A 15,334-nucleotide genomic window follows, 5' to 3' on the forward strand; every position below is an offset into this window, starting at 1 on the left:
TGGTTGTCAGTTAAATAGGGCTTCAAATTGTCTAAGTATTTTGCTTTTGTTGAACCTGTCCTCAACTGATTTTCTGATTTGTTCAGGAGCTAAATTAAGCCTATTATTTAAATAATGTAAATATTCCTTCTCGGTTTCTACCAAATACCCATTTTCCCCGTGAGTGATGATTTCTTTGGTACCGCCAGGTACGTTAAACGCCAAAACCGGCGTTCCAACGAGACAGCTTTCAAGAACAGTATTAGGAAAACCTTCCACATATGAGCCCTGCAAAAACAAATCGTGTTGTGATATATGCTTAAGCACTTCCTCTGTATATGGAATGTAATTTACCTTTTCCGATAGTCCAAGCTTTTCCATTCTCTCGAAAATCGAGTCTTTTTCAGGCCCTGTCCCTATTATGGTATATCTAAAGTCAAAGTTTAGTTTAGTAAGAAGATTTAGTATTCTTAGGTGTCCTTTTTCCTTGCTCAAGCGCCCCACAGTAATAAACCTTGGTATATCGGTCTTATCTGTTTCCGTTTTCAGGGGATAAATTTGAGTGATGGGGTTGTTAATAATGACTACTTTCTCTTCAGGTAAATTGAAAATATTGATAAAATCAGAGGCCATGTCCTTGGATTGGCATATCACAACGTCAATCCACTTTAAACTTAAATCTCCCAGCTTCGCCCTTAATGATGCCAAAAAATTTAAGAAATACTTCTTTTTAGGGATTTCCTTGTTTTCTTTTTTCGCATCGCTCATCGCTGAAATTACACTAGCCTCCCTAACTATCAATTTTGTTTTTGGAAAAAAACCGGACAGCAGTCCCATTAAAGTATTGAGGTGTCCAATGGAGCTCAAAACTACGTCCGGACGATATTTTAAAAGAAACCAGAAAATATTTGTAGTGGCATTTAAAACCCTTGATTTTTCTAGAAAAATAAGAGGAATTTCCTCAACGCTATATACGGCATCTTCTTTGTGTCCGACAATTAAAAGTGTACTTTCAAATTTGCTTTTATCAATGTTCTGGGCAACAAAAGAAATGACCCTTTCGGCACCGCCAGCAGTTAAAGTAGGTAGGATAAAAAGTATTTTTTTTCTTTTTGGGTTCACGATTTGGGCGTTATTTTGGCATATTTACATATCAAATATGCCGGATAATTCTTTTTATGTCGATGCTTTTTATTTTTTTCGCCGGGTTGCCTGCAATCATAATTCCGTCTTCCTCAAAAGATTTATGAACCACTGCATTTGCTCCAATAGCAATATTGTTGCCAATTCTAATATCTCCGTATATTTTAGCCCCAGGGCCAATGTAAACATTGTCTCCTATTTGTGGGGCTTTGCTACTACCGCCAGATGCTCCAATATTGGTACAAGCATGTATCCTACAATTTTTGCCAACTTTTGAGGCGCTATTCACTACAATGGTCCCATAATGCACAATCGAGAGCCCTGGCCCAAAGACGTTTATGGGAATGGATACTCCAATTTTTAGTGCTCTTTTCCGCAACTTTATTTTGTAATAAGTCAGGAATAATTTTCCTAAGACACTGTTGCATTTGCAGTTGGTGTAATACTCAACTTTTCTGAGTGTTTTTTGAAAAGCCCCAATGTAATTAGGGAAAAGAAACTCTTTGAGTCTAAAGCCAAAACTATGGCCTTCCAGTCCCAATGCAACTTTATCCATTTTAAGATAGTGGTGATATGCTTGTTTGGAATCAATCATATAACTTCTTCTTGTAAATTAAACTGTCAAAAAATGCCAGACATATTAACAAAGTTCTTGTGTACCAAATATTATTGGCAATAAACCCTTCAAATACAATAAGTACTAAAAATATGAGATAATAGAATTGAGGTGAGTCTAGAGAAAGTTTCATGCCATATCCTAGGTAGAATAGATAAACTAATAAGGTTATAAAACCAAAATTCACAGCCAAGAACAAAAAGTAATTATGTGTGTCCAGAAAATTATATCTTCTATCTGAGGTATAGCCAGTGCCGTACCCAATAGGGTTCTTTTGAAAATCATCCCAGTATTTAAATAATAACAAGGCTCGACCCCCAGCAGCACCACCTTCGTCTATTGTTACCTTGCTTTTTCCCAAAAACATGTCCATTCGTTCTCCTGCCGCACCCCTTGAAAGCTCTGGGGAACTTTCTCTGATTACCTCAGAAAAAGTAATCAAAGACATGAAAAACACGATTAACAACAGTGTTAATTTAATGGAATTTAGAAAAAAAGTTCGCGGTTTAATCAAAAACTCTGAACTCCAACTGTTCATAGTCCCGATAACCAAAATTAAGATTACCGAAGCCATACCGCTTCTGGACAGTGTAAGAAAAACAGTAACCAACATGAAGGTAACCGTAATGTAAAGCCATGTTTTGTTTTTATTGATTAAAGCCAAAACGGCCAAGGATAAAAACTTTATCCCTGAAGCAGCTTGGTTAGGATTCTCTCCAAATCCACCTTTTCTTACTGCTTCCGATAAGTTTTTATTATATTCCGGTAAACCAATAAAAAAGTCGTAAAGCAAACTACCTCCTAAAACGCATAAAGCAGAGGCCATAACAAAAAGTACAGTCTTTTTGTTTTCAACAGTGAAGAAATGTAAAGCAAAGCAATATAAAATTATTGTTATCACATTTAATCCGATTTCTGTCGAAATCACGTCCATAGGTGCATCGCTAAAAGCTGAATATACCACTGAAACTATAAAAATAAAAACCAAAAATTTAAAGGTATGACTCTTGAAAGTATTTGAGAAATCCTTAATGGAATAGTTTAATAAAAATAGCCCCAGAAATATTGGGATAGGCCCGGAAGAAGGGGATACCGGTATAATATGAATACGATGAAGAAAAATATCCGCATATGATGCAAACAAAATGAGTAGTATGCCTAAGATATATTTCATTTCAAAAACGGATAATTAACTTTACAATTTATTTTTCACAAGGGAATATAACCTATTGATTAAATCTTTAAAACCTTGGCTTATTAGCCTCAAAACTATGAAATAAATGCATAGAAAGGCACTCCCAAGAATCGTCAATTTAACAATTAGCTCAATGATGTTATTACTTCTTGATGTGTCAAACAAATGGAAAAATAAGTAAAATAGTCCACTTGCCAACGACAGATATATCAAATGTAAAGTGAATCCTTTCCAATAGACCATTGAATTAAGATTGAAACCTTTGGAAAAAAGATAGTAAGGTCTCCACAACATAACCACAATAATCTGGCTAATGATAGTTCCTATAAAAACACCTATAATCCCATATTCCAACACAAAAATGATTGATACCAGTAAATTAATAACACTTTGTATTACAGGAGCCCAGATGTCATCATACAACCCATGAGCTTGAACAAAACTGTCAACAGGTTGCCTTACTTGCAAAATAAAAAATATCAGTGCCAAGGCCACTAGGATGTCTTGGGATAATAAATATTTTTCGCCCAACCATAAAATTATAAAATCATCAAGTCCGACATAAATCAGGAGGGAAGTAGTTCCTGCAAAGAAAAAGCGCAGAGCCATCATTTCCCAAAATACTTTTAACATATTGTTAATGTCCTTTTCTGCCACCAAATTGCCTACACTAGCGTTAGTGCCGCTAAAAAGTTTACTTACCAAAATATTAACATTGCCCATAACCATTTGATAATTGCCAACATAAGCAACTGTAGCAGGGTTGATCAATGCGAATATTAAAATGTTGTCCGTTCCTGTGGACACAAAACTTCCTAGTTTGTGGAAACTTACCTGTTTTATCTTTTTAAGAATGTATTTATTTCTTGTTTTTATATCATCGTTCACCTTATAATTAAATACTAGCCATGGATAAATCTGCTTGATTTTTATCCTTAGCACAATTACCTGAAGCACAGCAACCAGTAATTCAGCACTAATCCACAAAATTACGCTTTCAAAGTATATAAGGACGATACACTGTATTACCAACTTTAAAATATAAGACGAAGTGCCAATGGTAATATTTACGTATGATTTTTGATCCGCTTCAAGCAGAAACATATGATAGGTAAAGAAGTAGTTGATCAAATTTCCTACCAGTAAAGAGAAAAACAGGAATATGATTATTCCAATGTTCATTTCGGTATTCTTAAAAAAAAGAGGAAAGAAAAGTGCCAGGGTTACCCCTCCAATCAAAATAAATAGGCCTATCTTCTTATAAAGGTACCCTAGATACCCGATGATTTCATTTATTTTATCACGGTCATTATTGAAAATAGGGGTGTATAGAGAGAACCCAATTGCGGTGCCTATTCCAAGTTCGGATAAATTTAAAAACATTAGCATGCTTTTTAATGTCCCCTCGGAACCGATAAATTCGTCACCTAAGTTTTCCAAAAATATGTCTCGGGAAAAAAACTGAACGACTATATAGCCCAATTGAAAGACAAGGGCTATCCATCCATTTTTAAGAGTTAAGTTTAACCTAGACATTTTTAAGTTTTTACTTTTTTAAGAGATTCACCGAATCGCGAAATCACTTCCATAACTCCAATTGGGAGCATTTTCACCATGGTAGTCCGTAAGTTTTTATTGGTGCTACCTGATGTTCTGGAAATTTCTTTTTTGAGCTTTCTTCGATAGCTTCGATCCGGATCCACATGTGTGTTTCGACTCAATAGGAAAAAATGGTCTGTATAATAATACGTTACGTAATTATTAATCACCTGATCCAATTCAGGGCTTTTCGGAATATTTTCTATTATATATTCAGTAGCCCGAATGCCTGCTTTAATCTTCTCAGTGGTGTACTTGCTCCGTATCACACTTACATTGGCTGTATTGTAGTAGTAAAGCGGATTTTTTATGTATCCAAGTTTAGAGGTCCGGTTTAGTACATCAATGGTATAAAACACATCCTGATGTATTATTCCTGGAATAAAGCGTAGCCCATCAATTAAGTCTCTTTTGTATATCCTTCTCCAAACAGAGAACCCCGTCGAGGTAATGATTCTTTTAGTTGCGGAGAGTACATCTTCTATACGGTGTTCAGCATCTAGAGCTCTAGTTTTTTTGGCCCTAGGTTCAATTTCAACAATATCTAAATCATTTTTTAGCATAAAATGAACCATCTCGTCCAGCATTGAGACGTCTATATGGTCATCACTATCTACAAAGCTTATAATACCTCCTTTAGCTATATCAAGGCCTTTATTTCTCGCAATACTTGAACCGCTGTTTTTTTGATCTATAAGAATGATTCGTGAATCATTAGAAGCATATTCCTGACATATAATTTTGCTTTTGTCAGTTGATCCGTCATTTACTAAAATAATTTCCAGATTCCCATAAGTTTGGTTTGTCATGGAATCTAGACATCTTCGTAGGTAGCGTTCTACGTTATAAACGGGTACAATAATGCTAACTAAAGGTTTCATTTTTTGTGTTTACGGAATTTGGGGAAATAAAAAAAAGTACCTTGTAGGTTATAGGCGTCCGTGATGGTCCTTTATAATGCCTTTTACATCATAAATAATTCCGTTTGGTTTAATATAATCACTTAAATTTAGATCCAAATATTCCTTATGGGCCACAGTTAGAACTATTGCGTCATATTTTTCAGCAGGGAATTCTTTCACGGTTGATAGGTTATATTCGTGCATTACTTCCTCTGGATTTGCCCAAGGGTCGTAAACGGTTATATCCGTATCGTAACCTTTAAGTTCATTAATGACATCCACGGCTTTAGTGTTTCTGACGTCAGGGCAGTTTTCTTTAAAGGTAATCCCTAAAGCTAAAATTTTAGCCCCCTTAATTCTGATATCGTTTTTCACCATAAGTTTGATGATCTCAGAAGCCACATATTCTCCCATACCATCGTTAACACGTCTTCCAGCTAATATTATTTCTGGATGGTAGCCAACTTCTTGAGCCTTTTGAGCCAAATAATAAGGGTCAACACCGATACAGTGTCCGCCAACTAAACCAGGTTTAAATGGTAAAAAATTCCATTTGGTGCCCGCAGCCTCCAATACGGAGTGGGTATCAATATCCAATAAATTGAATATTTTAGCCAATTCGTTTACAAAGGCGATATTGATATCTCTTTGAGAATTTTCGATCACTTTTGCGGCTTCTGCTACTTTTATGGTAGGAGCCAAATGAGTGCCAGCACTAATAACGCTTGCATAAAGCGCATCTACCTTTTTCCCAATTTCAGGGGTGGAACCTGCCGTAACCTTCAAAATTTTATCTACAGTATGTAGTTTGTCTCCAGGATTAATTCGTTCTGGCGAGTAACCAGCATAGAAATCTTCATTGAATTTCAGTCCACTGATTTTTTCTAGTACCGGGATGCATTCGTCTTCGGTTACTCCGGGGTAAACTGTGGATTCATAAATAACGATATCACCTCTTTTTAGCACTTTGCCCACTGTTTCGCTGGACTTGTATAAAGGGGTTAAATCCGGTCTGTTGTTTTTGTCTATAGGAGTAGGCACCGTTACAACATAATAGTTACAATCCTTAATATCGTCCAGGTTTGCAGAGCAATATAGTCCGACTTTATCGTCCGGACTTGCCTTTAAAACTGATTTCAAGACTGAGGATTCAACCTCCAATGTGGCGTCTTCGCCTTTTGAAAGTTCGTTTACCCTGCTTTTATTGATGTCAAACCCTATAACCGAATATTTTGTAGCAAAAAGTCGGGCTAATGGAAGGCCTACGTATCCTAATCCTATAACTGCAATTTTATCTGTTTTCATAATAGTTCTATTGTCCGATCGAATAATATTCAAATCCAATCTTATTCATTTTTTCTTTATCTAGTAAACTTCTCCCGTCAAAAACGAAGGCAGGCTTTTTCATATTATCGTATATTCTTTGCCAGTCGTAATCTTTAAATTCATCCCATTCAGTCATTATGGCTATGGCATGGGCGCCCTTCATGGCTTCATAAGGTGTAGAGGCAGAGTAAATTCCCTCTGCGTTTTCCCTCTCAGTTCTAGTATTTAAATAGTTAAGATCGTTTAGAACTTTTTGCTCGAAAACCTGCGGGTCATAAACAGCAATATTAGCTTGTTCGTTTAACAAATGATCTGCAACATATATGGCAGCAGACTCTCGTGTATCATTTGTATCCTTTTTAAATGCCCATCCCAGCATAGCTATTTTTTTGCCCGAAACGGTATTGTATAGCGTTTTGATCAGATTGTCTGAAAAGCGCCTTTTTTGGTGGTCGTTCATTATAACCACTTGTTCCCAATAGTCGGCGACCTCCTTAAGCCCATAGCTTTTAGCGATATATACCAGGTTTAGAATATCCTTCTGAAAGCAGGAGCCTCCAAAACCTACAGAGGCTTTTAAAAACTTAGGCCCAATTCTGGAATCCATTCCAATGGCCTTTGCCACTTCATTGACATTGGCCTCAGTATGTTCACAAAGTTCAGAAATAGCATTTATAGAGGACACACGTTGAGCTAGGAAGGCGTTGGCCGTTAATTTGGATAGTTCTGAAGACCACAGATTGGTGGTCAATATTCTGTCTTCCGAAACCCAGCTTCCATAAACCTTCGATAAGCTTTCAATGGCCTCCTTTGATTCACCGCCAATCAATACCCTGTCTGGGTTCAATAAATCTTGTACCGCTGTACCTTCGGCTAAAAATTCGGGGTTAGAAAGTATATGAAAATTTATTCCGTTTCCGGTGTTATGTAATATGCTTTTAATAGCTTCCGCTGTTCTTACAGGTAATGTGGATTTCTCCACTACAATCTTATCCGTTTTAGCAACTTCAGCAATTTTTCTGGAACATAGTTCAACGTATTTTAGATCGGCAGCCATTCCCTTTCCTTTTCCATAGGTCTTGGTAGGAGTGTTTACCGAAATAAAGATCATTTCAGCAGTATTAATTGCTTCATCGATTTTCGTTGAAAAAAATAAATTTATTCCTCGGCAGTCTCGCACAATATCTGCTAAACCAGGCTCATAAACAGGAAGCTTGGAAAGATCTTTACTATTCCAAGCATCAATTCTTTCTTGATTAATGTCAACAATATTAACATTAATCTGTGGGTTCTTTTTTGCAATAACTGCCATAGTGGGACCACCTACGTAGCCTGCACCAATGCAGCAAATATTCTTTACAGTCATAATTAAGATAAATTAGCCCAATACCATTCAACGGCTTCTTCCAAACCTTCTTTTATGCTGAATTTGGGGTCGTAGTTCAAAAGGGTTTTTGCCTTTTCGATGGAGGCTAAAGAGTGAGGGATATCACCTGCTCTGTTTTCCCGATATTTCACTTCCACGTCTTTAATATTAGCATCAAAATCAGAAAGGTATTCTTTTAGTAAAGATGTTAGTTCTGTCAAGGTAGTGCGTTCTCCGTAGGCAACATTATATACCGTATTAAGAGCATCTTTGTTTTGCGTAGTTATTGCCCTAAGGTTCATTTGAATTACATTATCAATATATGTAAAATCTCTTGAATAAGAACCGTCTCCATTAATATATGGGGATTCATACTTTATATACTGTTGGACAAACTTAGGGATTACCGCCGCGTATGCGCCATTCGGATCCTGCCTTCTTCCAAAAACATTGAAATATCTCAACCCGATAGTGTCTAGTCCATAAGTTTTATGGAAAATGTCGGCATATAGTTCATTAACATATTTGGTTATGGCGTAGGGAGAAAGAGGTTTTCCAATCGTATCTTCTATTTTAGGTAAAGATTCTGAATCTCCATAAGTTGAGGAACTTGCGGCGTAAACAAAACGTTTTACGTCAGAATCTCTTGATGCAACAAGCATATTTAAGAAACCAGAAATATTCACGTCGTTAGTTGTTATCGGATCATTTATCGAACGTGGCACTGAGCCTAAAGCGGCCTGGTGCAGTACGTAGTCAACATCCTGGCAAGCCGTTTTACAAACCTCCAGGTTTCTGATATCTCCTTCTATTAATGTAAATAGGGGGTTCTCTAGAAAAGGTTCAACATTCTTTTGCTTTCCAGTGGCAAAATTATCTAAACAAATGGTTTTTATGTTATTGGATAAGAGAGTTTCGCAAAGGTTTGATCCAATAAATCCTGCTCCACCAGTAACCAATACGGTTTTTTCGCGTAGTGTTTCTATCATTCGATTTGGGTTATTTATTAAGGTTGCGCAAATATGTAAAAAAATATCTAAACAAAATATATTATTATACTAAGTCAATGCTTTTCCCGATAAAAATCATTTTAAACAAAATTATTGACCTTAAATCGATTAAATGTGAATTATATCCGAGGTCGAAATTGTCATTTTTAAATTACTTTTTTCTAACAGAAGACGCTAAATATTAAACTGTTAGCTTTTAGATTAGATCTTCGTATAGTTTCAATAAAGTATTCAATATCATTTTGTCCGGCCTCATGAAATTATGGTAATATTGATAATTAGCCCTCATAGTCTGGTTTAGTAAATCCCTATTCTTTAAAAGAGAATGTGTTTGTGCCAAAAGTTCCTCTTTGTTCTTAAAGGTAAAATAGTTCTTATTATTTTTGAATTCACCAGGTGCGGCATATTCAAGAGGTTCCGAAATTATTGCTCTGGAGGCGGCCACATATTCTCCAAATTTCCAACCTATAGAACCGTGTAATCCAGCCGTTGCTATACAAATATTATGTTCTCTTATAGTTTTTAGAAAAATCTGTCTATTTGTCAGTGTATTAGGTATTATAAGTTCTTTAGCATACTTTAAGGTGAATGGGTTTTCCTGAAGTCCACCGGTAAATCTATCCCCGAATTCTTTTTTGCATACATTTATGCAATCCACCCTATCCTTATTAATTTGTTCCCTCTCTGATTTTAAATGTTCTAATGAAACGTTTTCAGAATCCCACAAACGGGTTATAAATAGGACTTTATTATTCTTGTTTGCTATGGGATAGAATTCAAAATCATTACTATAAAATGCAGTTTTCTTATAGAATTTTGAAACTAAGTAATTTCCCTTAATAAAATCCTTAAAGGATTCTTTGAACCCTTTTTTAAAGCTACTTTCCGGTTGTAGTCCAATATTAAGCCCCAGTGGGTATATATTGCAGTCCTTCGGAGCAAATTCTAAAAGGCTTTCATTAAAACTTCTTTTGAAATAATAATCTGCTCGGATTTGGCTTTTGAAATAATTTAGATTCTCCGGAATCGAATCACTAATCCAATTGAACCCATCCAAGGTATCATAAATTACAGTGTACTTATTGTCGATGATAACCTTGGCTACTGGAATTGTGGCATCTCCTGAAGCTTGAACTACCTTTAGATCAATAATCCCTAACTTTCGAAGCTTTTCAAATCCATCATACACTTGGCACAAATGTAAAGAAGGAAAATAATGCAATTCGCATTTAAATAATGCTTTCATATATTAAATTGATTCAATCTTATAAAGTATTGGACCTTACCCAATAGTTATCTTTACTATGTTCAATTATTGAATGCCAAAGATGTAAAATGTATTTAGAAATAACTAAGAGTTTGATGAAAATGTTCCCCTCCATTTCGGAGAATGATTCTGTAAGTGGATCTGCTTCACGTTTTTATGCGTCTTTTTATAGATAAAAAGTAGGGGGCTTAACAAAAGCATGTAGGTTAACCTAAAAGAGTTTGTTTTCATCTTTTTTTTCTTGTAGGTATAGATTATATTTCTATTTTAGTCGCCGTTTGACCCCTAATTTACTATAAAAGCGCTACTATGATTTTTAATTCCTTAGCCTTTTTGACCTTTTTTCCTATAGTATTTATACTATATTGGAGCATAAACAAAAAAGCCTATAAAGTCCAGAATATTTTATTGCTGATTGCCAGTTATGTGTTCTACGGATGGTGGGACTGGAGATTTCTTTCCTTAATCGCGTTTTCCACCATAATTGATTATACTTTAGGCCTTAAGATTGAAAGTAGCAAAACACGTAAAAAGACCTTTTTGATATTGAGCCTTGTTTCCAACTTAGGGCTTCTGGCTGTTTTTAAATATTTTAATTTCTTTATTGATTCATTTGTTGGCCTGTGGACAATGTTTGGTTATGAAATGTCTGTTTCTACACTAAATATCATTTTACCGGTAGGTATAAGCTTTTATACCTTTCAGACTATGTCATACTCCATAGATATTTATAGGGGAGAACTAAAGCCAACGAAGAATTTTATAGACTTCGCAACCTTTGTTAGTTTTTTTCCGCAATTGGTAGCTGGCCCTATTGAGCGGGCCTCAAATTTGTTGCCTCAATTGCAAAGCTCAAGGGAGTGGAGCCATACGCGCTTTAAGAATGGCCTGTTTCAAATAGGAGTAGGGTTTTTTAGAAAAGTTGTAGTGGCCGACGCCATTGGATCCGCTATAGATGGTATCTATAATGCTCCCGAAATATATAATGCCTCAAGTATTGTAATGGCGGTCGTTTTATATTCCTTTCAGATATATTTTGACTTTAGTGGCTATTCCGATATTGCCATCGGTACGGCAAAACTTTTAGGTTTTGATTTTAAGCGAAACTTCAACCTTCCGTATTTTTCCGTTTCAATTACGGAGTTTTGGAGGAGGTGGCACATGTCACTTTCCACATGGTTAAGGGACTACTTATATATTCCTTTAGGAGGTAATCGCAAGGGTATAAAGATGCAATATCGAAATCTTTTTCTGACGATGCTTCTTGGAGGGCTTTGGCATGGTAGTTCTTGGAATTTTGTGGTTTGGGGGGCTATTCACGGGATTCTTCTCGGTATTGAAAAAAGATTTAAGCTTATCCCTGAAAAGTATAATTTCCTTAAGAATATTTTTATTTTCAGTGTGGTGAGCCTTATATGGATATTTTTCAGGTCGCTTAGTTTTGGAGACTCTAAGTTGATCTTTTCAAAATTGATAACTGGTTCCTACGGTATGCCATTTATTGGAAATACAAATGCATTTGTGGCACTGTTATATGGATTGATTTTGGCTCTGTCTTTTGATATTGTATTATTTAGAAAGAATATCGCACTGGAAAACTTTGGCTCAACTTTAAAGCAAAGCCATTATATATTAATGTTCAATTTTATTTTGATAAATATTGTGCTGTTTTTCTCTAGTGCAAGTAACTTTATATATTTTCAATTTTAGATGAAAAAGTCACTTAAACTATTTCTGATTGTTGCTGTCGTTTTCGTTGCCGTAGACAGAATTGTAAGCTATGGACTTAGGCGCATGGAAGATAAAGTAGTAACTGGCCAAGGGGTAGGAAAGGTGAACCAGTTTTTGAAAATTAAGGATTCTGCAAACCTTCTAGTTTTTGGAAGCTCTAGGGCCAATCATCATGTAGAAAACAAAATGCTGGATAGCGCCTCATTTAATATGGGGGTAGATGGTACAAAACTAGGGCAGAGCGCAGGTTTAATCTCTACCCTAAACAAAAAAGAACAGATTATTTTGGTACACGTAGACCAGAGTACTGTTTTTGATGAGGCATATACTGCATCTGATATGCTCAACCTAATCAATATATCGGCTAACCATAAGTCGGTAAAAGATTTGATACTTAATTTTTTTCCCGAGGAAATTTATATAACTAATACAGTTAGCTCCTATGCATATAACGGAAAAGTACTTTCCATTTTTAAAAATTACTTTTTGCCTGATGCAGGTTATATGAAGTACGGTGGATACGACCCTTTAGTGCCTACTAGTGCACAAAAGGATATATTTGCCGCTTTATTGAAGGACAATGATTTTGTTTCGGATAAAAGAACTGAATTTAATGTCAATAGCACCGTGGATATTTTAATAGATTACATAAATAAAAAAAGTGAAGAGTTGAATTCAAGGGTGATTTTCTTCACATCTCCCTCTTTAAGACCAATCTCAGATGAGATTCGAAGCGCCACTAAAAATTATTTCGGATCAAAGCAGTTAGAGTACTACGATTATTCTGAATTTGATGACGGTAGCAAAATAGATTTTTGGAAAGATTTTACCCATATGTCAGCAAAAGGAGCACGCGCTTTTACGAAAGAGCTGGAGGTCGTCCTAAAAAGGCAATAGAGTTGGAGCAAGGGTGATTTTTGTAATTCTTTCTCGAAAAATTTAAATCTACTAAGTGTTTTTTTAATTTTTAATTAAAAAAGTAAACAGAAGTATGCTTTCAACACTTTAATATTCAAAGGAATAAAAATGTATAATTTTTATTTCTATTAAAGTTCTATAGAATGGGTTGGATTTTTATTAATTTCTCAACATCCAAAATTAAACTTCATACGTAACTATAAGCAATTGATTAAAACTGATATTTATTTAATCGATGAATTTTGTGTTTAATCGATGAAATTGCTAACAAATTTTGCGTTTCATCGAAAAAAGAGTACAGAATGTTATGTATTTCATCGAAAAAATAAGTGTTTTATCGATAATTGTTAATTTGTGCCGTAGATTTGCATCAATTAATAATGCCCAAAAAAATTGTTAAACCCAAATTACAAAGCCTACGACATTGTTATGAAATCTACTTTGCCTACTTTTAACCCAATGATTATATTTTCGTGTTTAATTATTTTGTTAACTTCTTGCAATAAGGAAGAACTTTATATTGAAAAAGAATTGCTCCAGGAAGAAGAAATTACTACTGAGGAAGAGGAAATTGGTGAGAATGAGTTTTCCGTTACCTTAAATGAAGACTTTTATGAAACTTTTGAAAACACAGGAATTACAATAGACCCTTCTGAAAACGATGGTGAGATTACAACGGATATTATCCTATCCTACACCGACCCATCTAATGGGGTTTTATCCATAGAAAATGAGTCGGTGATTTACACACCCAATGACGGTTTTACAGGTGAAGATTCTTTTGTTTATAAGGTTTGTGACGGAGAGACTGGATTAATTTGTTTTGAAGCCACTGTGACTATTTCAGTTCTCCCTGTTGAAGAAGATGATTTTGCGACTGAACTGAAGGCTTTCCCATCCGCTTACGGAGAAGTTTATAATATCTCAGGAGGTAGAGGAGGTCATGTTTATCATGTCACTTCCTTAGCCGATGATGGAAGTGTTGGTACCCTTAGATGGGCAGTAAATCAACCTAGACCGGCAACCATTGTTTTTGATGTTTCGGGTGTTATTCAGCTTAACTATAATTTAGAATTAGGAGGCAAGTGGAACCAAACCGATGATAGGCATGACAACCTTACTATTGCGGGGCAGACCGCTCCAGAAGGAGGAATTACTTTAACAACAGCAAATAATCGCACGCATGTTACTCTTAAGGATGCCAATAACGTTATTATTAGATACATTAGGCTAAGGATGCAGAAGGATAACGAAATGGTGGCTTTTGTTATCCGCGGGGATTGGCATACGGCCAACAATATCATTTTAGACCATGTTTCCATAAGCTATGGAGGTTTGATGGCCATTGGTATGGGAGGTAAGGGCAATTACAATTGCGTGATCCAAAACAGTTTGATAGCCGAATCAAAAACCGGTGTTCTTTTTGGTGATAGTGACCCTAACTTCCAAAACTTTGGAAACAATAACTCGTTTAACGGTAATTTATTCTACAATGTATCACATCGCCACCCAAACCCTAATGGTAATGGTAGAATTGATGTTATAAATAATATAATTCACAACCCATTTTACAGGCTTAATAGCAACACATTTTCGCCTAAGCTTAATCATATCAATAATTATGTTTCTGCTGGCGCATGGACAGGTATTAATTTCAGAAGAATGAATCGTGCTTTTTCAGATCACTCGACCTATAGTCAGCATGGCCCAACACAGATTTATACTTCCGGAAATATAATAGACAATGGCATATTTACAGATGCCGATGCTGATAATAAGTTAATCTGGAGTAAATGGAATGCAGGTCTTGAGGACCAATATGCGCCAACTAAAGAGTTTGTTAATTCTATGCATCCACTACTAGGTTCACCATGGCCAATTAAAACCGCACGGGATGCTTATAACGATGCGGTAAGAGATAAGGATAAGGGAGCATCAAAATCGTTGAATGCCGATGGTACAGTAACACATTACAATGATCGCCATGATGCAGAATATTTTTCTAAAATGGCGGAGGGCGAAGGTGCTTATGAAGGATATAGCACATATAATATTGGAGGAGATTTCTTCAACACCGCCAGATATAGTAGCTTTATTGCTTCAATTACCGGGACGCCTATAAATACAAGACCCGCAGATTATGATACGGATAGGGATGGTATGGCAGATGTATGGGAAACTGCTAAGTTTGGAGATTTATCCAGAGATGGTAAGGGTGATGAAGATGGCGATGGTTATACTGACCTTGAAGAGTTCTTAAATATGGTAGATAAATAATTTGA

The 15,334-nt window shown here is 35.8% G+C and carries 12 protein-coding genes; 3 read left to right on the forward strand and 9 right to left on the reverse strand.

The window, feature by feature from the left end; genetic code table 11:
- Window positions 1–6: 6 nt before the first annotated feature.
- The 9 genes from ACFSR8_RS07015 to ACFSR8_RS07055 all read right to left on the reverse strand — a co-directional run bounded on the left by ACFSR8_RS07015 (window position 7) and on the right by ACFSR8_RS07055 (window position 10,382).
- The gene (locus tag ACFSR8_RS07015) at window positions 7–1,101 is read right to left on the reverse strand and encodes a glycosyltransferase (protein ID WP_380290444.1); all 1,095 of its coding nucleotides are present in this window, start codon (window positions 1,099–1,101) and stop codon (window positions 7–9) included.
- Window positions 1,102–1,132: 31 nt separating this feature from the next.
- Window positions 1,133–1,717, reverse strand: a complete 585-nt coding sequence (locus ACFSR8_RS07020; RefSeq protein ID WP_380290446.1) for a serine O-acetyltransferase — start codon at window positions 1,715–1,717, stop codon at window positions 1,133–1,135.
- A complete protein-coding gene (locus ACFSR8_RS07025) occupies window positions 1,710–2,912 on the reverse strand; it encodes an O-antigen ligase family protein (RefSeq protein WP_380290448.1) in 1,203 nt (400 codons plus the stop codon). Before ACFSR8_RS07025 ends, ACFSR8_RS07020 begins: the two co-directional genes overlap by 8 nt.
- Window positions 2,913–2,933: 21 nt before the next feature.
- Window positions 2,934–4,469 carry a hypothetical protein gene (locus ACFSR8_RS07030; protein WP_380290450.1) on the reverse strand — a complete coding sequence of 512 codons (1,536 nt, stop codon included), beginning with the start codon at window positions 4,467–4,469 and terminating at the stop codon, window positions 2,934–2,936.
- Between the two features lie 2 nt (window positions 4,470–4,471).
- On the reverse strand, window positions 4,472–5,413 hold the full coding sequence (locus ACFSR8_RS07035) for a glycosyltransferase (RefSeq protein WP_380290452.1): 942 nt from the start codon (window positions 5,411–5,413) through the stop codon (window positions 4,472–4,474).
- Between the two features lie 48 nt (window positions 5,414–5,461).
- Window positions 5,462–6,739: a nucleotide sugar dehydrogenase gene (locus tag ACFSR8_RS07040; RefSeq protein ID WP_380290454.1), complete on the reverse strand. Its 1,278-nt coding sequence runs from the start codon at window positions 6,737–6,739 to the stop codon at window positions 5,462–5,464.
- Between the two features lie 7 nt (window positions 6,740–6,746).
- Window positions 6,747–8,126 carry a nucleotide sugar dehydrogenase gene (locus ACFSR8_RS07045; protein ID WP_380290456.1) on the reverse strand — a complete coding sequence of 460 codons (1,380 nt, stop codon included), beginning with the start codon at window positions 8,124–8,126 and terminating at the stop codon, window positions 6,747–6,749.
- 2 nt (window positions 8,127–8,128) lie between these two features.
- The gene (locus ACFSR8_RS07050; protein ID WP_380290458.1) at window positions 8,129–9,115 is read right to left on the reverse strand and encodes an SDR family oxidoreductase; all 987 of its coding nucleotides are present in this window, start codon (window positions 9,113–9,115) and stop codon (window positions 8,129–8,131) included.
- A gap of 217 nt (window positions 9,116–9,332) precedes the next feature.
- A complete protein-coding gene (locus ACFSR8_RS07055; protein ID WP_380290460.1) occupies window positions 9,333–10,382 on the reverse strand; it encodes a hypothetical protein in 1,050 nt (349 codons plus the stop codon).
- Between the two features lie 330 nt (window positions 10,383–10,712).
- On the opposite strand from ACFSR8_RS07055, the gene ACFSR8_RS07060 reads away from it, so the two are divergent.
- From ACFSR8_RS07060 to ACFSR8_RS07070, 3 genes are all read left to right on the forward strand, one after another.
- The gene (locus ACFSR8_RS07060) at window positions 10,713–12,113 is read left to right on the forward strand and encodes an MBOAT family O-acyltransferase (protein WP_380290462.1); all 1,401 of its coding nucleotides are present in this window, start codon (window positions 10,713–10,715) and stop codon (window positions 12,111–12,113) included.
- On the forward strand, window positions 12,114–13,031 hold the full coding sequence (locus ACFSR8_RS07065) for a hypothetical protein (RefSeq protein WP_380290464.1): 918 nt from the start codon (window positions 12,114–12,116) through the stop codon (window positions 13,029–13,031).
- A gap of 507 nt (window positions 13,032–13,538) precedes the next feature.
- Window positions 13,539–15,329 carry an Ig-like domain-containing protein gene (locus ACFSR8_RS07070; RefSeq protein WP_380290466.1) on the forward strand — a complete coding sequence of 597 codons (1,791 nt, stop codon included), beginning with the start codon at window positions 13,539–13,541 and terminating at the stop codon, window positions 15,327–15,329.
- The last annotated feature ends 5 nt before the right edge of the window (window positions 15,330–15,334 follow it).

It is taken from the genome of Hyunsoonleella rubra (genome assembly GCF_042684665.1).
Classification (GTDB): Bacteria; Bacteroidota; Bacteroidia; order Flavobacteriales; family Flavobacteriaceae; genus Jejuia; species Jejuia rubra.